Origin of the sequence: Pseudoalteromonas piratica, from assembly GCF_000788395.1 — a bacterium.
Taxonomy (GTDB): Bacteria; Pseudomonadota; Gammaproteobacteria; order Enterobacterales; family Alteromonadaceae; genus Pseudoalteromonas; species Pseudoalteromonas piratica.
Genome location: NZ_CP009888.1, coordinates 1,629,429 through 1,648,744 on the forward strand (window position 1 = coordinate 1,629,429; position 19,316 = coordinate 1,648,744).

The following is a 19,316-nucleotide window of genomic DNA, read 5'->3' on the forward strand; positions in this document are numbered from 1 at the left end:
CTTAACAAGATAAATTATCGCCACAAAATGATTCGCGTTATGTCACCCTGTGGCAAGTTTATGGCATACTGAGCGACTGAATTTACTTTGTGACTTAAAAATATAGGTGGAACAGTGGCGAAAGGCCTATTTCGATCTGGCATGGTTGTGAGCTTCATGACCTTTTTATCGCGTATCTTAGGGTTAGTCCGTGATGCTGTAACCGCACATTTACTTGGCGCCGGAGCTGCTGCTGATATTTTCTTGTTCGCAAATAAAATCCCCAATTTTTTGCGTCGCTTATTTGCTGAAGGGGCGTTTGCGCAAGCGTTTGTACCTGTATTGACCGAGGTGAAAGAAAAAGACGGTGATAATGGTGTTCGCCTATTTGTAGCACAAGCAACAGGCACACTCGGTACGGTGTTATTAATTGTCACAATTCTTGGGGTGTTAGGATCTGGTGTGGTTGCCGCGATTTTTGCACCGGGTTGGTACAACGAATATGCTACTGGCGGTGCCGAAGGATTTAAATATGAACTCTTCAGCCAAATGCTCAAGCTTACATTTCCATATTTATTTTTCGTTAGTTTGGTTGCTCTTTCTGGGGCAGTGCTAAACGTATATAACCAATTCTCGGTAGCTGCATTTACACCCGTTTTATTAAACGTTTCTATTATAATTTGTGCGTATTATTTTCACGATAAATTTGAGTTTGGCGCATTTGCCATGGCACTCGGTGTGTTTGTTGGCGGTCTGGTGCAACTGTTGTTTCAATTTCCTTTTTTACGAAAAAACAAAGTGCTGGTAAAACCAAAGTTTGCCTGGCGAGATAAAAACGTAAAAAAAGTACGTACTTTAATGTTACCTGCGATGTTTGGCGTATCGGTCAGCCAAATTAACTTATTGCTTGATACCGTTATTGCATCTTTTTTAGTCACCGGCTCTGTGGCTTGGCTTTACTACTCTGACCGTTTAATTGAATTTCCACTAGGCTTGTTTGGCATTGGTATCGCAACGGTTATTTTGCCAACCTTATCAAAATTACATGTTAATGATGACCCGCAACAATTTCAGGCGACTGTAGATTGGGGAGTGAGATTTGTTATATGGCTCGGAATTCCCGCTTGTTTTGGTCTAATCGCGTTAGCTCCTATTATTATCAACGTATTATTTGGCCATGGTGAGTTTATGGCGAGCGGCAATCATGTTGATAAAGTAGCAATGGGCGTAACCGCGTATGCTACAGGGCTCTTGAGCTTTATGTTAATTAAAGTTTTGGCACCTGCTTTTTACGCAAAACAAAATACCAAAACACCCGCCAAAATTGGTGTTGCGGCAATGGTATTAAATATGGTGTTTAATTTAATACTAGCGCCTGTTTTTGGTTATTTAGGGTTGGCACTTGCCACATCGCTTTCTGCAACGTGTAACGCAATTTTGCTTTATTATTTTTTACAAAAACAGCAGGTTTACCACGTATCAAAAAATACGCTTTGGTTTTTTATTAAGTGTCTTATTTCAAGTGTTTTAATGTTTGTTGCGGTTTATCAATTGCAAAATTATTTTGTATGGCAGCAACAAGGGTTTATGCATCAAGTAATTCTATTAAGTGGATTTATTGTGTCTGCTGTTGTTATTTATTTTGCACTATTACTGTTAATGGGTGTGCGATTCAGACAAATAAAAAATATTAACTGATCATCGAGCAAAAAAAGTCTATAATCGGGCGCTTAAAATTTAATTCACTTTTTTTGAGGTTTCTTAGTACGTAATGGAGTTAATCCGCGGTATACACAACATAAGGCCAAAACACAGAGGCTGTGTGTTAACTATTGGTAACTTTGATGGTGTACATTTAGGTCATCAAGCTGTTATTAAAGGGTTAATTAAAGATGCAAAAGAGCATCAATTACCTAGTACAGTGATGATTTTTGAACCTCAACCTCAAGAGTACTTCAGAAAAGGTGATGCGCCAGCAAGGCTCACCCGTTTACGCGATAAATTAGCGCTGCTTGAAAAATTAGGTGTAGAACGTGTTATCTGCATTAAATTTAATGAAACCTTTGCAAATCAGTCAGCCGATGAGTTTGTGCAGCGTATTTTAGTTGAGAAACTAGGAATTGTGGCGCTTACCGTTGGTGATGACTTCCGTTTTGGTAAAGGTCGTGCCGGTAATTACGAGATGTTGCAAACAAATGGCGCTCGTTATGACTTTAAAGTAAAAAGCACTGCTAGCTTAAGACAAAAAGATTGTCGTGTTAGTAGCACAGCTATACGTAATGCACTTAATCAGGGTGATATTGAAATTGCCAATGATATGCTCAGCAGACCATATAGTGTAACTGGTAAAGTAGTTCATGGTTGGAAAAAAGGGCGTGAGCTTGGTTTTCCGACAGCCAATATCCCACTTAAACGACAAGTCAGTCCGTTAAGTGGCGTTTACTGTGTAAAAGTGACAGTAGCCGATAAGAGTTATTATGGGGTTGCTAATATAGGTATTAAACCTACCTTTAATGGCAAGCGCACCCTTTTAGAAGCGCACCTATTTGATTTTAATTGTGACCTTTATGGTCAAGTTATCGAAGTGGCGCCGATGCGTAAACTTCGTGATGAAAAAAAGTTTGATAGCTTTTCAGAGTTAACAACACAGATTTCATGTGATGTTGAAGCTGCAAAAGCCTATTTTGATTTAATTTAGTAGCCGATACGGAAAGTAGAATTAAATGAGCGACTACAAACATACCTTAAATTTGCCGGAAACTCAGTTTCCAATGCGTGGTAACTTAGCACAACGCGAACCACAAATGCTTAAATCTTGGTACGAGAAAGATCTTTACGGTCAAATTCGTCAAGCTAAAAAAGGCAAGAAATCATTCATTTTGCATGATGGTCCTCCGTATGCAAATGGCAATATTCACTTAGGTCACTCTGTAAATAAAATTCTAAAAGACATTATTATTAAGTCTAAGACGCTTTCAGGCTTTGATGCGCCATACGTTCCTGGTTGGGACTGTCATGGTTTACCAATCGAGCTACAAGTAGAGAAGAAAGTAGGCAAACCGGGTAAAAAAGTATCAGTTGCTGAATTCCGTGAGAAATGTCGCGACTACGCGAAAAAGCAAGTTGAAGGTCAAAAGGCTGACTTTAAACGCTTAGGTGTGTTTGGTGATTGGGACAAACCTTACTTAACAATGAACTTCGATTTCGAAGCAAACGCGATTCGCGTGCTTGGTCGTATTATTAAAAATGGTCACCTACATAAAGGTTCTAAGCCAGTTCATTGGTGTACTGATTGTGGTTCGGCACTTGCTGAAGCAGAAGTTGAATACCAAGATAAGCAATCACCTGCAATTGACGTTAAGTTTACTTTTGTTGATGAAGCAGCACTTATCTCTAAATTTAATTTAGCTGATGGTCATGAAGGTGAAGGCGATATCAGCATTGTTATTTGGACAACAACACCTTGGACACTGCCTGCGAACCGTGGTGTGGCAGTGCACGAAGGTCTTGAGTACAGCTTAGTGCAAATTGAAACTGAACAAGGTAAACAGCGTTTAGTATTAGCATCTGATCTTGTTAAAGATGCAATGGATCGTTACGGCGTGGATAAGTTCCATGCACTTGGTTATTGCCAAGGTTCAGACCTTGAATTATTGCAAGCAAACCACCCATTCTACGATTTCACTGTTCCTGTGATTTTAGGTGAGCACGTAACAACTGATTCTGGTACGGGTGCTGTTCATACTGCACCAGGTCACGGTCAAGAAGACTTTGTTGTGGGTCAGCAATATAACTTAGAAGTAGCTAACCCAGTAGGTGCAAATGGTGTGTATTTACCTGATACCGAACTATTTGCAGGCCAACATGTATTTAAAGCGAATGCGAGCGTAATTGACGTATTAACTGAAAAAGGTGCGTTAATGCACCACCATGCGCTTAATCACAGTTACCCACATTGTTGGCGCCACAAAACGCCAATTATTTTCCGTGCAACACCACAGTGGTTTGTTAGCATGGATCAGGCTAACTTACGCCAAGATTCATTAAACGAAATTAAAAAGACACAGTGGTTACCTGAGTGGGGCGAAAGCCGCATTGCGAACATGGTTGAAGGCCGTCCAGATTGGTGTATTTCACGTCAGCGTACGTGGGGTGTGCCAATTGCATTATTTGTTGATAAAGATACCGGTAGCCTACACCCGAATACTGCTGAACTTATCGAGCAAGTTGCTGTAAAGGTAGAAGAAAAGGGTATTCAAGCTTGGTATGACTTAGATGTAACTGAGCTACTAAGTGCTGAAGATGCTGAGCAATACGTAAAAGTACAAGATACGCTTGACGTTTGGTTTGATTCAGGTGTAACACACGCATGTGTTGTCGATGCACGTGAAGAACTAACAGGCCCTGCAGATTTATATCTTGAAGGTTCTGACCAACACCGTGGTTGGTTTATGTCATCAATGATGACATCAGTTGCCATTAACGGTCACGCACCATATAAGCAAGTGCTTACTCATGGCTTTACCGTTGATCAAAATGGTCGCAAAATGTCTAAGTCACTTGGTAATGTTATTTCACCACAAGACATTATGAACAAGATGGGTGCCGATATCCTACGTTTATGGGTTGCATCAACGGATTACACTGCTGAAATGACGGTTTCTGATGAAATCTTCAAACGCTCTGCAGATCGTTACCGCCGTATTCGTAACACTGCTCGTTACTTATTAGCGAACCTAAATGGTTTTAATCCAGAGACGGACATGATTGCAGCAGATGAAATGGTTGCCCTTGACCGTTGGATTTTAGATCGTGCTGCGGTATTACAAGATGAACTTGTAGCAGCGTATGATGAATATCAAATGCTTGTAGTAACTCAAAAGTTAATGAACTTCTGTACTGTTGAATTAGGTTCATTCTACTTAGATGTGATCAAAGATCGTCAGTACACAGCAAAGGCTGACAGTGTTGCACGTCGTTCATGTCAAACTGCGCTTTATCATATTGCTGAAGCAATGACGCGCTGGATGGCACCAATTATGAGCTTTACTGCTCAAGAAATCTGGCAAGTACTACCAGGTAAGCGTGATGAGTTTGTTTTTACAGGTGAATGGTATCAGGGTCTTGTAAAAGCAGATTCAGCTAAGCTAGATAACGCTTTCTGGCAGCAATTACTTGAAGTACGCGCTGAGGTAAACAAAGTACTTGAAGCCGCTCGTAAAGAAGAAAAGATTGGTGCAACGCTACAGGCGGAAGTAACTCTTTATGTAGGTAAATCACTGGAAGAGCAATTAGTTGCGCTAGGTGATGAACTACGATTTGTATTATTAACTTCTAAAGCGGTTGTTGAAAGCAAAGAAAATCGCCCGGAAGATGCCATTGCAAGTGATATTGAAGGTCTCTTCATTACTGTTTCAGCAACATCTGCTGAAAAATGTGAGCGTTGTTGGCACTATTGTGATGATGTGGGCACTCATGAAGAGCACAAAGATATTTGTGGCCGCTGTGTAACTAACGTAGATGGCGAAGGTGAAGTTCGTCAATTTGCTTAGGGGATAGGCGTGTTAAAAGGACGTAGTGGTCTTATTTGGTTAGTGCTCAGCATTGTTTTGCTGGCACTAGACCAAATAACTAAATGGGTAGTGAGTACTGAGATGTCTCTCTACCAAACTATTGATATTTTACCAGTATTTAATTTTACCTATGTACATAACTATGGAGCTGCGTTTAGCTTTTTAAGTGAGGCCGGTGGCTGGCAAAAATACTTTTTTAGTACGATTGCAGTAACAATCAGTGTGCTGCTGATTTATTGGCTAAAGAAATTACCAGCAACTAATAAATTACTGTGTAGTGCGTATGCATTAGTTTTAGCTGGTGCAATTGGTAATTTGATTGATCGCTTAGTACATGGATACGTAATAGATTTTCTTCATGTATATTATCAGCAATATGATTTCCCTGTGTTTAATATCGCTGATGTAGCAATCAGCATTGGCGCAGCGTTGCTGTTACTTGATGCGTTTTTTGAGCAAAAAGAGAGCGATAAATGACAGATTTAAAGATTGGTGAAAATTCTGAAGTTGTTTTTCACTTTTCAATCAAATTAGAAGATGGCTCTGCCGCCGATTCAACAAAAGTTCATAACAAACCAGCAAAATTAGTTATGGGTGATGGTAGCTTAACTGAAAACTTTGAAAAGTGTTTATTAGGTTTATCAGCAGGCGACGAAAAAAGCTTTAAGCTAGCACCTGAAGATGCGTTTGGTATGCCAAACCCAGATAACATTTATTATGTTGACCGTAGTAAATTTGGTTCTGATACACCTGCTGAAGTAGGCGCAATTATCGCGTTTACACAGCCAGATGGTACTGATTTACCTGGTTTAATTCGTGAAGTAGCAGGTGACTCTGTAACGGTTGATTTTAATCATCCACTTGCAGGTCAACATGTCGAGTTTGAAGTTGAAATTTTAGAAGTGCGAAACTAATGAATATTTTATTGGCGAATCCGCGTGGCTTTTGCGCAGGTGTTGATAGAGCAATTAGTATTGTTGAACGGGCACTTGACCTGTTTAAACCACCCATTTATGTACGCCATGAAGTGGTACACAACAAATATGTGGTAAATCGCTTAAAAGACCGCGGTGCCATTTTTGTAGAAGAACTTCACCAAGTGCCTGATGATAATATTGTTATTTTTAGTGCACATGGTGTATCGCAAGCCGTCAGACAAGAAGCTAAGCGTCGCGAGCTTAAAGTATTTGATGCTACTTGCCCGCTAGTAACTAAAGTCCATATGGAAGTAACGCGCGCGAGTCGCAAAGGCACTGAGTGTGTTCTTATAGGGCACCATGGTCACCCTGAAGTTGAAGGTACTATGGGGCAATACGATAATGATGAAGGCGGTATTTATCTGGTTGAAACACCGGATGATGTTGCGACTTTATCGGTAAAAGACCCTGATAACTTGTTTTATTGCAGCCAAACAACACTGTCGGTTGATGACACAGCTGATGTGATTGATGCACTCCGTGCTAAATTTCCAAATATCCACGGTCCTCGTAAAGACGATATTTGTTATGCAACACAAAATCGTCAAGATGCAGTACGTGATCTAGCTGATAAAGCTGACTTAGTATTAGTTGTTGGCGCCAAAAACAGTTCTAATTCAAATCGTCTGCGCGAACTTAGTGCGAAAGTAGGCACGCCAGCACATTTGATTGATGACGCTACAATGATGGAGCAAAGCTGGTTTGAAACAATTGGTACTGTAGGTGTGACAGCTGGAGCTTCTGCGCCAGAGGTGCTAGTTCAACAAGTTGTTGACCAACTTAAAGCTTGGGGGGGAACTGAAGTAGTTGAAAACCCAGGTGAAGAAGAAAATATCATTTTTGCGGTACCCGCTGAATTGAGATAATTTTAAGGCTTGCTAATGATTTCAATGAGTCAAATTAAAGGTGATTTATTAGCAAGCTTACTTAATGATAGAGCACTGCTGGCAGTTATTATTGTTGGTCAATTACTCGCTATTATTTTAACGTTTTCTCCGCTTATCAAATCCGATCCTTGGCTCACTTTAGCGCCTGTTAGTTTGTTTATTCATTTCGTATCACTAGCGAGTTTAAGCTCTATCTATCTTTTAAAAAAGCAACTTGCAAATGCAAGCTATCAGCAACAGTTGATAGTGCTCATTTTAGTGATTTGCAGCTTTACATTAGCGACTAGTTATTTAGTGTTTACGCTTGAGATATTAAACTCCATTTCATTGTTTGAATTTTTGAGCCGAAACTTACTCATTGCACTTATTATAGCCGTGCTTTATGCCCAATTTAGTATTATGCATGCAGAGCGGGGCTACTCAGAACAAATTGCTACACAAGCTCAACTAAGCTCGTTACAGGCGCGCATCAGACCACATTTTTTATTTAATAGTTTAAATATGGCGGCTGAACTTGTTTATCATAATGCAGAAGATGCAGAAAAAACGATTTTGGCGCTTGCTGATTTATCACGTGCAGCAATGCATTGTGATGAGGCAATTCCGTTAGAAAAAGAAGTTTTACTCGCGCAGCAGTATATGTTGGTAGAGTCATGGCGCTTTGGCGATAGATTAACGATAGACTGGCAATTGCCAGAAAAGTTGCCTGAATTGAAAGTACCCGCATTAACCATTCAGCCGCTATTGGAAAATGCTATTTGTCATGGGGTAGAACCAAATGAAGCAGCCTCTACTGTCTCAATACAGTTATTGGTCAGTAGCAGTTCTATTTCATTTATTATTGATAATCCTTACTTGCAACAGGCATCAAAATCACGCCCTTCAAACGGCATTGCAGTTGAGAATATTAAAGAGCGCTTAACTATGTATTTTGGCAAGCGAGCTAAGCTTACACACTTTATTCAAGATGAAAATTATCGCACTAAATTAGTTATACCGAGATAGCTATGAATGTTTTAATTGTTGATGATGAGCCTTTAGCAAGAGCCAGAATTGCGAGATTATTGCAAAAACTGCGCCCTGATTTTTCGCTATTGCCTTTAGCTTGCAATGCAAATGAAGCCTTGAAAATATGCGGCGATGTAATGCCTGATTTAGCGCTTTTAGATATCGAAATGCCAGGTATGTCAGGCATAGAGCTCGCGCAAAAATTGAAAGAAATAGAACCACCACCTGCAATTGTTTTTATTACAGCCTACCCAGATAAAGCCCTGCCTGCGTTTTCGGTATTACCGCAAGGGTACCTTGTAAAACCAATTGATGAAGCATCGCTTGCTAAGATCATATCAGGGCTGCAATTGACTCACCGTGCACAAACAGCACTAAAACAACAAGAAGCACTAGATTATCTAGAAAATGGCATGCACAAACAGATATTAATCGCTGATATTAGGTTGATAAAGACAGAAGATAAATATCTTAGAGTAGTTACACCGACACGCAGTTTTTTAATTGAAGGATCACTTAAAAAATTATTAAATGATTTCCCCCTCTTTTTTGTTCGCGCTCATCGCAACACCATTGTGAACAGTAGTTACCTGAGTGAAGTTGGTCATGATCATAACAAGCACTGGTTAAAGTTAATTGATTTGGATGACAAAATTGAGATTAGCCGACGTGAGTGGCCTAACTTAAAGCAATTACTTAAATAATAAATACCGTTTATCGGAAATTCTTACCGTTAATTACTTGTTAATTGAGTTTCAACTTTCGTTCAGCGACTATTAAGCTAGAAAAATTTTAGTTTAAAGGATGAATGAAAAATGCGAATACTCAATTCCACTTTTTCCTCTTTTAAGAATAGATCTCAAAGTAAGGGTTTTACACTTATTGAGGTGTTGGTTGCTTTTATTGTGTTAACAGTTGGCCTTTTGGGAACTGTTGCGTTGCAATCAAATGCTAAGCAAGCAAGTTATGACGCTAATCAACGCAGTGCTGCGTTGGCACTAGCCAATGATATTGTTGAACGTATTCGTGCAAATGACACGGCTGACATTGTTGCAAATTACAGTAAGACCTTCAGTTATTTAGATACACCAGTTGAAAAAAAATGTCTAAATACTCGTTGCTCATCTTCTGAAATCGCTGAGTATGACTTATACCAGTGGAACAAAGCCTTAAGAGTCTCAGACAATACAGGGGCTTTGGCTAATGGCACCGTGTGTATTTCTCCAACCGCTGACGGTGATGGTGTAAATTTGAGAGTCGTTGTAGCTTGGCAAGGCAGACAAAAAATCGCGGAGTCTAGCGCTTCTAAGGCGGTTACTTGCGGTACGATTGCAAATAGAAAAACAGTTGTACTTGATAGCTATATTTTTATGAGGTCAGCATAAATGATCAAGCTTAATAAATTTAATCAGCTTGGTTTTACCATGCTGGAACTGATGATCTCTCTTTTCGTAGGCGCTTTTATCCTTGCAGGCGTTATGTTTACTTACTTAGGCATGAAAATTACCACTGCAGACACAATGGATATTGGTGAGCTACAAGAGTCGGGACGTTTGGCAATGGATGTGTTGAAGCGTGATATTGAATTGGCAGGCTTTTGGGGTAATTTTACAGAAACGCCAAGTGCAGCTGTATTAACAAATGCCAGTCCTACTTCCCCATCACCTGACTGCTCAGAAGGTACTAATAATGGCACTTTTCCAGATACAGGCGCAGGTAGCAATAGTGCGTTTAAAGTCATTTATGCCAAAGAAGCAGCCTCTGGGAACGAATTGAATTGCATCGGCAGTCCGTTAGCAGGTAGTGATATTTTACAAATTAAACGTGTACTGGGGCAAGAAGTAACAGGCACGACGGTGACGTCGAATACTTATTTTACTGCTACCCCTCAAACAGCCCGTTTTATTAGAGGGACAGGTGCAGTTATAAATCCGGGTATTAACGCAAAAGTGTGGGAATACACACACAACGCTTATTTTGTGCAAGACCAAACATATACACTTAATGGTAAATCTGTAGTTGTGCCAACGCTCAGAAGAATGCGTCTGTCTAATGGGCAAATGCGCTCTGAAACGGTAATGGAAGGCATTGAAAATATCAGATTCGTATTCGGTTTGGATACAAATGGTGATTTGCGTGTAGATACTTACAAAACGACAGCACAAATGTCAGCGATTGACTGGGATCAACAAAGCGCGGTTGTTTCGAGCGTACAAATATTTTTACTTGTTAGAACACTTGAAGAAGATAGAAATAACCCTGCAACAAACCAGACGTTTATTTTAGGTGGGGAAGGTGACCATAAGCGAGTACTGACTTTCAACGATGGCTTCAGACGCAAGTTATTAACTTCAACAGTGCGCTTAGTGAATGTGGGGAACGATCAATGGGCAATTTAAAAAATCAAAAAGGCATCGTGCTTGTAGCGGCAATGTTAATGATTTTAATGGTATCAGGCATTGCGGTTACTGTGATGAGTGGTAGTGCTTTAGACAGTAAAATGATCAATGCTACTCAGGACTCATATCGAGCAGAATCTATCACCCGTGGTGATACTGAAAAATCTATTAAAGATGAACTTGCTAAAAAAGGTAATAGTCAGTTCCTTCTAAAAAGAAGCAATGCTGCCTATGTGAACGATTCAATTACTTTACTCTCAGGTAGTACCAAGGTTGTGATGGTTAACGAAGTTGGTGGACCGGATGAATTACTGGACTGTCCTCCGCGTTTTGCACCTACCCCAAAAATTAGCTGTAACTTTTTAAAGTTAACAACGTCAAGGGCATATGGCAAAAACGATAAACACACCATGACAATAAATACTGGCATTCAACAAGAAATGATAGGAGGCCAATAACATGAATAGATTATCAAAATTTAATTCATGGCTTATTTTGGGGCTAGTTATAGGGTTACTTCCGGCAAGCTTTAAAGTAGCCGCTGAAGATATTGAAATTTATGTGCAGTCATTGCTCAATGAAAAAGAAAAAGCACGGGTAATGCTCGTTTTTGATACATCAGGTAGTATGCGATGGTCTTCAGTGACCGGTAATAGTTGTGCTGAGTATCGAGATGTAGAAGTGAAATATCAATACGATGAAAATACTGGAGATATTGATGAACACTGCCTGAGAGAACGATACGGTGAATGTAAAAAATGGGACACCTATACCGTTATAGAACGTCAATTTTTTGGTGTAGAGTGCTCTACTACAGCGGGTGTTGATGGAAAATGTTACCAATATAGTGATGATAAAGGTTGGCATGTAAGTAACTGTGAGGATTCACGAATGAAAGTTGCTAAAGATGCTGTTACAGGCTTGATTGATTCGACAGATGATGTCGATTTCGGTTTAGCAAGGTTTTATAACGGTAGTTCCGGTTATATTGTATATGGTATTGGCTCAGCACCAAGTAAAGATGCACTTAAAACTAAAGTGATGAGTTTGCCTGCTTCTGGGGCTACACCATTAATGGACACTGGCTATGAAATTTATAGCTATTTAAGTGATGGTTATATGTTTGAAGCTGCAGGGGCTAGTGGAAGAGATACCAGCATTGATGATGGCAGTAGTTATACTTCTCCGTTTAGAAGAGGTACAGATGGCAAGCTAAGATGTGATAATAATGCTTATGTTATTTATATGACTGATGGTGACCCGAATGGTGGTGAAAGCTCTGAGCAAAGTATTGAAAGCTTAACAAAAAAATACTATAGCAGTAATTTGACAGAGAACCTATTGCCTGAATTGGCTAAGTATATGGCTACTAATGACCTTTATTCTGCAACCCCGGAAAAAAATTATGCCTATACCTACACTATAGGATTTGGTAATGGCATGAAGCCAGAATCGATAAAAATGCTTAAAGATATGGCGTCGGATGCTTACGGTAAAGGTAAATATCAGGATGCAACAGATGCGTCTCAATTAGCTGCGTCACTGAGTGCAACAATCAATGATATTTTAGATCGAGTTGGCAATTTCACTTCACCTTCAGTAGCTGCAAGTCAAAGCGATAATACACGAACAAGTGAGTATGTTTACTATTCACTATTTTCACCTTCCGGCTTTTCAAAGTGGAATGGTAATGTAAAAAAATTAAAAATTAGCGGACACAATGTAGTTGATCAAGAGTCTACTAACGCAATAGATGCAAATGGCAGTATTAAAGAAACTGCAAAAACATTTTGGCGTGACTTTTCTGAAAAGAATGGAGTAACGCCTGGTGCAGATGGCAATAATGTTGTTTTGGGTGGCCTAGACGATAATATACCAGCGCCAGATAAGCGTGTAATTTACACTGATATTGGTGCAGGTAAGCTAGAGATAAGTGATAATACAGTAGTTTCTAGTATGCAAACAGCAATGAACAGTGCAACTGCTGAACAAGCCAAAGAAATGATTAATTGGATGCGCGGAATTAGTGGCTATGATACAAGCAATAAGGCAATTGTCAGAGAGCATATTTTGGGCGATCCTCTACATTCAAAACCGGCGGCAATTAATTACGAAACAGCAAATGACGACAAAACGCACTTGATCTTTGGCACAAATGCGGGCTTTGTTCATTTTTTTGAAGATACAGGCGATGTTTCCGCGACAGAAAAATGGGCTTTTGTCCCTTCAGAGCTTTTTTCAACTCAAGCAAGTTTAAAAGAGAATGGTTTAGGTAAAGTCTATGGTATGGATTTAACACCGACTATCTATCACGATGACACTAATGGTGATGGTAAAGTAAATTCGGGTGAGGATGCATGGGCATTTTTTGGTATGCGTCGCGGTGGTAGCTCTTACTATGCATTTGATATTTCTGACCCGAGTGCTCCCAAACTTTTATGGAAAAAAGGCTCGGCAGATTATGCGAAACTTGGACAAACCTGGTCACAACCTAAGGTTATCTATGTAAACATACCCAACTATACAGATAAACCATTATTAGTATTTGGTGGTGGGTATGATAAAAGCCAATTTGAAGATGGAGCTTCGAATACTGTAGGTTCGGCGGTGTATCTAGTGGATGCAGAGACAGGAAAACTAGTTTGGAGTACTAATAACATCTCATTTGATGGAGACGATAGCATCACAGGGCAAATTGCTACTTTAGATTCAGATTATGATGGCTACACCGACAGATTATATGCTGCAGATACAGGTGGCAAAATATGGCGTATTGATCTAGCTGGCTCTAATACGTCTGATTGGTCTGCATTTGAGTTTGCAAGTTTATCTGGCAACCTTTTCTACCAACCAGAAGTGGCTCGCACTTTTTACAGTAAAGTCACGACCTATAAATTAGATGGCGAGGTGGTGAATGCAACGCGTATGACGGTGCCTTTTGAAGCTGTTGTTGTGGGAAGCGGTGACAGAACAAGCCCTCTAGATACATCTGATAGTGATAGCTTGTATATGATCCGAGATGAGAATGTTATTACAAAGTCATTTAAATCGGGTGCGCCGGAGACAATAAAAGCGATTGATTTAATGACAATTACGCCAAATACCTTTGGTAGCTTAACTAAAAGCCCTGATAAGTTCACAGAGAAAGAAGCGGAGTATGCCAATTACAAAGGTTGGAAATATGCGCTTACTGGTAGTGGTGAAAAAGCACTTGCAAAGCCTGCTATTATTGGTGGTGTTGCTTATTTTCCAACCTTTATTGCAGGTGCTGCAGGTAGCTCTAATTGTTCATTAACTGGTGGTGAAGGGCGCCTCTATGCTTTCCACCTTCATTATGCAGTAAATATCTATGAAAATGCGTATACACGTACAGGAGATAGTATCCCGCCTACGCCAGAATTAGTTTTTTCTGAGGACAGTGACCAAAATTCCCAGTTCTTATTGATCGGGATTGGCGCTGGTGAGAATAACTCAGGCATCATTAAGGCGAAATCAATTAATGATAGTGCTGTTCCGGAACAAGTTTGTGATGAAAATGGAAACTGTGAAATTAAACTAGTAGGTGAGTTTGCCGGTTTTAAAACTCACAGAAGTTATATGTATAGAGAAACGACTAATAAGGTGAACTAATAATGAAAAAAATAGTTGGTTTTACACTGATTGAAATGATGATAGTGGTAGCAATTATCGGCATTTTAACGGCGATTGCATATCCGTCATATGTTGATTATCTCTATAAGGGATCAAGAGCTGAAGCAATGGCTTCTTTACTAGATATCGCTAATAGGCAGGAGCAGTTTTATGCTGATAATCATCAGTATGCAACAGCCCTTGCAGATTTAGGTGTTACTAATAAAAGTGATTCAGGTCTTTTCTCACTTTCACTCACAGCAAATACCACAACATTTTCTGTGACTGCAAGTCCGTTAGCACATCCAGCAACACAAGACCCTTTATGTTCTAGTTTTAAAATTGATGAACTAGGACAGAAGACAGCAACCGGTTCAGGTGGAAATAATACCTGTTGGAATAGATAAATATCGATTAATATTATGCAATAATAAGATATCAAAAATGGAGAGCTATTATGCTCTCCATTTTTTTAAGAAAACTTATGCGTTAAATATATAGCGTCAGCTCCTCAAAGGTTGGGCACTTCGCATTTATCAGAATCAAGGATCCTGACTCTTCCCACCTGACTCACTGTGATTCGATTTCCAGTAAGATCTGGGTATGTTGAATTGCAGTAAATAAAGCTACCTGATTGCATAAAATTAATTGAACTATCCGCCCTGTAGGTGATTGCCTTTCGGGGGTAAGTTAACTCGTCTTGATTATTTATCTTCTTAATTACTTTTATGATGAACTCTTTATTATCGAGCGATAGACTGCCATTTGTATCTTCAAAAACGTAAATATCGTTTTGCCACTCCTTGATACAGCTTCCCGCAACTAAAGGGCATACTGTAATGTTTGTGGCATTTGAAACAGCGTAACCTCTTGCTAATTGGAGTCCCTTGAAAACAGACGCCATTGAGTTGTCAAGACGGTTTTGTGCCAAAATACGAGAAAGGTTTGGTAGAACGATACTTGAAACTATGGCAAGTAATACTAAAGAAATTAATGATTCAAGAAGGGTAAATCCGTTGATTTTGTGCTTCATCCTTGAAGCCTCATATAGGCTAAATCATAAGTAAGATATTAGCTTATTTAAACAGTACCGCAAGTAAGTACATTACGACCTAATTTCCAAGTGTTTCCTGATAAACTCACTTGAAGAGCTGACGTGTTGTCATTTTTGCCATTTGGGCAGATAACAAATTGATGTTCTTGATTAACTCGACCCTGACCATCAATAGTGATTGCTGTATTACCAGTATCTTGGCTTACATTATCACTTGAACTTGGTAATGACATAATCCGTATGATCTGATCATTCGAACTGCTCAAATTTAAATCTTCCCCTTTGTCAACAAAAGCAACAATTGGGTTGTTTTTCCAATCAGCTGTGCAAGCACCACCCGTATCTGGATCGGCTATCGGGCAAATAACTACGAACTCGTCAGCGGTAGTTGCTTTAGCACGAGCATACTTTACGGTCCGACTAAATTCATCAATAAAACTGTCGGCGCGATCAGACTCGAGCATTGGGCCTAAATTAGGTAATGCAATTGCGGAAACAATACCTAGAATTGCTACAGCAATTATAACTTCAAGTAGCGTAACACCTTGTTGTACATATTTCATAACCTGTACCTCCTTTGGTTATTATACGCTTTTAAAAAGCTCAAGCTAGTAGACCATTTAAATCATTTAGAACAGTTATTTATATTGATTTTAATATCCTCTATTTTGTCTATATGCAAATACCTTGAATTGATGAGTTTACGAGATAGAATGGAGATAACTAGCAATTTGGAAATGAATCGATGAAAAAAATAGAGGCAATCATTAAGCCCTTCAAACTGGATGATGTTCGTGAAGCGCTTTCTGAAATAGGCATTACTGGCATGACAGTGTGCGAAGTAAAAGGGTTTGGTCGTCAGAAAGGGCATACTGAGCTTTATCGGGGGGCTGAATATATGGTTGATTTTTTACCGAAAGTAAAACTTGATATCGTGCTAGCAGATGAAGATGTAGATCGCGCTATTGACGTGATAGTTGAAACAGCACAAACAGGTAAAATCGGTGACGGTAAGATTTTTGTTTCAGAAGTAGAACGTGTTATACGCATCCGAACTCAAGAAGAAGACGAAGCTGCTATTTAAAAACTTTTTCTATTCTAGTTATAAATATTAAAAAAGGGCCTTTTGGCCCTTTTGATTATTAAATACGTCACTTACTTGTTCGCATCAAGCACATCTTGCGCATTACTTTTTAATTCGCTTAAACCTAGTTTATCGTAGCTTTTAACCATTAATTCAAGCGCTTGCTTGGTATAACTACTTTTTGAAAAGTGCTCTACAACATATTTGCAACGGTTAGCTGCTGCCAAGTAGGCTTCACGTTCATAATAATAATTTGCAACTTTAATCTCATAGCGAGCCATTTTATTTAATAGCCATGCCATACGTTTTTTTGCTTCATCGGTATATTTACTATCTGGGTAGTTTTTTACCAATGTTGAGAAATCTTCGTATGCAATGCGTGTGCGTTTTGTATCACGATCCGCGCGATCAATACCAAAGTACTCTTGGAACGCATTTTCATGTGCTTTGATATTAACTAAACCGCGCATGTAATACATGTAATCAAGGTCTTTATGGTTCGGGTTTAACTTAATAAAACGGTCAATAGTCGCAATCGCTTGTTCTGTATTGCTAGATTGATAATACGCATACACTAAATCCATTTGAACTTGCTTAGAAAGTGGACCAAACGGGTATCGTGAATCAATTGCACTTAATAGCTCAACAGCGCGAACATAAAGGCCTGAATCAAGCGTTTCTTTGGCGTCTTGATAAAGGGCTTGTGCAGATTTATTCGGAACTCTTTGAATTTCTTCTTCATCTGGTGCAGAAGAACATGCTGATAACACTGAGATTGCAAAAACCATTGCAATAGAACGTTTACTAAGCGAACGCTTCCCAACTACGTTTGTCATTAAAATACACCTTTTTATTATCTTGTTTGGGATTCCACCCTAGGCTCAGTCAGCAAAACCGAGTAAACTATGCATATTAGCGATTCTAACCGAGTAAGCAATAGCTTGCATTGGATTTTACATAATTAAGCGGCACAATGGCAGAGCAAATTACACTTACAGCTGAAGTACCAATTGAACTAGGTGGTAAACGTCTAGACCAAGTTTTAGCGCAAATGTTCCCAGATTATTCGCGTTCACGAATAAAAAACTGGATCCTCGATAATATGGTAAAGGTCGATGGCGAGGTACGTAATGTACCAAGAGAAAAATTAATGGGTTATGAGCAGATCGAAATTAATGCGGAGCTCGAAACCGAAGTCGTTTTTGAAGCCCAAAAAATTGATCTCGATAAAGTTTATGAAGATGACCATATTCTGGTTGTTAACAAACCAGCAGGTTTGGTTGTGCACCCTGGCGCAGGTAATCCAGATGGCACAATGCTAAACGCTCTATTACATGATTACCCTGGAATCGATTCAGTGCCTCGTGCTGGTATTGTCCACCGTTTGGATAAAGACACAACAGGGCTTATGGTGATTGCCAAAACGGTACCTGCGCAAACGCATTTAGTCGCAAACTTGCAGGCAAGACGCAACTTCACGCGTGAATACGAAGCAATTTGTAATGGTACAATGACCGCAGGTGGTATGGTTGATGCGCCAATTGGACGCCATAATACGAAACGCACACATATGGCTGTGACTGAATTTGGTAAACCTGCCGTAACGCATTATCGTGTTGCAGAAAAATTTAGAGCGCATACCCGACTGCGACTTCGTTTGGAAACTGGTCGTACTCACCAAATTCGCGTGCATATGGCGCATTTAAATCATGCGCTGATTGGCGATCCTCTTTACCATGGGCGTCCTCGCCCGCCAAAAAATGCGGCTCCAGAATTTATTGAAGTGCTTCGAAACTTTAAACGTCAAGCGTTACACGCTGTAAAATTAGAACTAGAGCATCCAATTACAGGTGAAATGATGAGTTGGCAAGCGCCAATCCCTGAAGATATGCAACTGTTAACAGAAGCGCTCCGTCAGGACACCAAGGCTAATCCGAGTATCGGTTATTAATGAAAACCCTCAAGGTAGATTGGCAAGCACCCAGTAGGGTAATTGCCTTTTCAACCACGCGAAATGAAGGCGTTTCTCAAGCGCCTTTTGACTCCCTTAATCTAGCATTTCATGTAGAAGATAACCCAAATAGTGTTATCGAAAACAGAGCGCGAATAACTAAATTATTACCAAAGTCTGCACATTGGTTATCCCAAGTTCATAGTAATAAGGTTGTTGTTGTCGATGCGAATTCAGATACAGAACAGCTAGTTGAGGCAGATGCGCTTTATACTCGCGAAAAAAATACGCCTCTTTCAATAATGACAGCAGACTGCTTACCTGTGTTTATTTGCTCAGAGCGAGGAGATGAAGTGGCAGTTGTCCATGCAGGCTGGCGCGGATTGTTAAACGGGGTGATTGAGAATACGCTTAAGTGTTTCAAGCAAACAAATTTAATCGCTCACCTTGGCCCCGCAATTGGGCCCACAGCATTTGAAGTTGGGATTGAAGTGCGAAATGCGTTTTGTGAAAAACTCCCCGAAGCAAGTTCTTGTTTTAAACCGTTGGTAAAAAAGCCAAATAAATTTTTGGCAGATATTTATCAATTAGCGCTGCTCGTGCTTGAAAAAAGCAATATCTGTAAGGTAACAGGTGGCACGTACTGCACGGTAACACAAAGTGACTTATTTTTTTCTTATCGTCGTGATGGCAAAACTGGGCGAAATGCTCATATCATTTATATCTCGCAATAAATAATGTTATTTACAAAACAAAATTAAGGCGTATTTACAC

Annotated in this window: 19 protein-coding genes; 16 read left to right on the forward strand and 3 right to left on the reverse strand. The window is 39.7% G+C overall.

Going from position 1 to position 19,316, the window contains the following annotated elements:
• The first annotated feature begins 114 nt into the window (after window positions 1–114).
• From murJ to OM33_RS07530, 13 genes are all read left to right on the forward strand, one after another.
• A complete protein-coding gene (gene murJ / locus OM33_RS07470) occupies window positions 115–1,677 on the forward strand; it encodes a murein biosynthesis integral membrane protein MurJ (protein ID WP_267884424.1) in 1,563 nt (520 codons plus the stop codon).
• 73 nt (window positions 1,678–1,750) lie between these two features.
• Window positions 1,751–2,677 (forward strand): bifunctional riboflavin kinase/FAD synthetase, encoded by a 927-nt coding sequence (gene ribF, locus OM33_RS07475; protein WP_038640502.1) that lies wholly within the window; start codon window positions 1,751–1,753, stop codon window positions 2,675–2,677.
• A 25-nt stretch (window positions 2,678–2,702) separates the two neighbouring features.
• Window positions 2,703–5,531: an isoleucine--tRNA ligase gene (ileS, locus tag OM33_RS07480; protein ID WP_038640504.1), complete on the forward strand. Its 2,829-nt coding sequence runs from the start codon at window positions 2,703–2,705 to the stop codon at window positions 5,529–5,531.
• 9 nt (window positions 5,532–5,540) lie between these two features.
• The gene (gene lspA / locus OM33_RS07485) at window positions 5,541–6,029 is read left to right on the forward strand and encodes a signal peptidase II (protein WP_081991027.1); all 489 of its coding nucleotides are present in this window, start codon (window positions 5,541–5,543) and stop codon (window positions 6,027–6,029) included.
• Window positions 6,026–6,466, forward strand: coding sequence for an FKBP-type peptidyl-prolyl cis-trans isomerase (gene fkpB / locus OM33_RS07490; RefSeq protein WP_038640508.1), 441 nt, complete (start codon window positions 6,026–6,028; stop codon window positions 6,464–6,466). The genes lspA and fkpB overlap by 4 nt, the downstream gene beginning before the upstream one ends.
• Window positions 6,466–7,395 (forward strand): 4-hydroxy-3-methylbut-2-enyl diphosphate reductase, encoded by a 930-nt coding sequence (ispH, locus tag OM33_RS07495; protein ID WP_038640510.1) that lies wholly within the window; start codon window positions 6,466–6,468, stop codon window positions 7,393–7,395. Before fkpB ends, ispH begins: the two co-directional genes overlap by 1 nt.
• A gap of 24 nt (window positions 7,396–7,419) precedes the next feature.
• Complete coding sequence (locus OM33_RS07500; RefSeq protein WP_038643142.1) at window positions 7,420–8,421, forward strand: sensor histidine kinase; 1,002 nt, start codon at window positions 7,420–7,422, stop codon at window positions 8,419–8,421.
• Window positions 8,422–8,423: 2 nt separating this feature from the next.
• Window positions 8,424–9,128 carry a LytR/AlgR family response regulator transcription factor gene (locus OM33_RS07505; RefSeq protein ID WP_038640512.1) on the forward strand — a complete coding sequence of 235 codons (705 nt, stop codon included), beginning with the start codon at window positions 8,424–8,426 and terminating at the stop codon, window positions 9,126–9,128.
• A 111-nt stretch (window positions 9,129–9,239) separates the two neighbouring features.
• Window positions 9,240–9,809 carry a type IV pilus modification protein PilV gene (gene pilV / locus OM33_RS07510; protein WP_038640514.1) on the forward strand — a complete coding sequence of 190 codons (570 nt, stop codon included), beginning with the start codon at window positions 9,240–9,242 and terminating at the stop codon, window positions 9,807–9,809.
• Window positions 9,810–10,823, forward strand: a complete 1,014-nt coding sequence (locus OM33_RS07515; RefSeq protein ID WP_038640516.1) for a PilW family protein — start codon at window positions 9,810–9,812, stop codon at window positions 10,821–10,823.
• Window positions 10,811–11,281 (forward strand): pilus assembly PilX family protein, encoded by a 471-nt coding sequence (locus OM33_RS07520; protein WP_038640518.1) that lies wholly within the window; start codon window positions 10,811–10,813, stop codon window positions 11,279–11,281. The genes OM33_RS07515 and OM33_RS07520 overlap by 13 nt, the downstream gene beginning before the upstream one ends.
• Window position 11,282: 1 nt before the next feature.
• Window positions 11,283–14,453 carry a pilus assembly protein gene (locus OM33_RS07525; RefSeq protein ID WP_038640520.1) on the forward strand — a complete coding sequence of 1,057 codons (3,171 nt, stop codon included), beginning with the start codon at window positions 11,283–11,285 and terminating at the stop codon, window positions 14,451–14,453.
• A 2-nt stretch (window positions 14,454–14,455) separates the two neighbouring features.
• On the forward strand, window positions 14,456–14,860 hold the full coding sequence (locus OM33_RS07530; protein WP_038640522.1) for a type IV pilin protein: 405 nt from the start codon (window positions 14,456–14,458) through the stop codon (window positions 14,858–14,860).
• A gap of 104 nt (window positions 14,861–14,964) precedes the next feature.
• Here OM33_RS07530 and OM33_RS07535 read toward each other — a convergent pair whose 3' ends face one another.
• Together OM33_RS07535 and OM33_RS07540 are read right to left on the reverse strand one after the other, a co-directional pair.
• Window positions 14,965–15,486 carry a GspH/FimT family pseudopilin gene (locus tag OM33_RS07535; protein WP_038640523.1) on the reverse strand — a complete coding sequence of 174 codons (522 nt, stop codon included), beginning with the start codon at window positions 15,484–15,486 and terminating at the stop codon, window positions 14,965–14,967.
• Between the two features lie 47 nt (window positions 15,487–15,533).
• Window positions 15,534–16,070 (reverse strand): GspH/FimT family pseudopilin, encoded by a 537-nt coding sequence (locus tag OM33_RS07540; protein WP_038640525.1) that lies wholly within the window; start codon window positions 16,068–16,070, stop codon window positions 15,534–15,536.
• Between the two features lie 182 nt (window positions 16,071–16,252).
• On the opposite strand from OM33_RS07540, the gene OM33_RS07545 reads away from it, so the two are divergent.
• Window positions 16,253–16,591: a P-II family nitrogen regulator gene (locus OM33_RS07545; protein ID WP_038640527.1), complete on the forward strand. Its 339-nt coding sequence runs from the start codon at window positions 16,253–16,255 to the stop codon at window positions 16,589–16,591.
• 71 nt (window positions 16,592–16,662) lie between these two features.
• On the opposite strand, the gene OM33_RS07550 is transcribed toward OM33_RS07545, so the two are convergent.
• Entirely contained in the window at window positions 16,663–17,427 is a 765-nt protein-coding gene (locus OM33_RS07550; RefSeq protein WP_038640529.1) for an outer membrane protein assembly factor BamD, read from the reverse strand.
• 137 nt (window positions 17,428–17,564) lie between these two features.
• Between OM33_RS07550 and rluD the strand changes: the two genes are divergently transcribed.
• Together rluD and pgeF are read left to right on the forward strand one after the other, a co-directional pair.
• On the forward strand, window positions 17,565–18,542 hold the full coding sequence (gene rluD, locus OM33_RS07555; RefSeq protein ID WP_038640531.1) for a 23S rRNA pseudouridine(1911/1915/1917) synthase RluD: 978 nt from the start codon (window positions 17,565–17,567) through the stop codon (window positions 18,540–18,542).
• Window positions 18,542–19,276 (forward strand): peptidoglycan editing factor PgeF, encoded by a 735-nt coding sequence (gene pgeF / locus OM33_RS07560; protein WP_038640533.1) that lies wholly within the window; start codon window positions 18,542–18,544, stop codon window positions 19,274–19,276. The genes rluD and pgeF overlap by 1 nt, the downstream gene beginning before the upstream one ends.
• Window positions 19,277–19,316 lie beyond the last annotated feature (40 nt).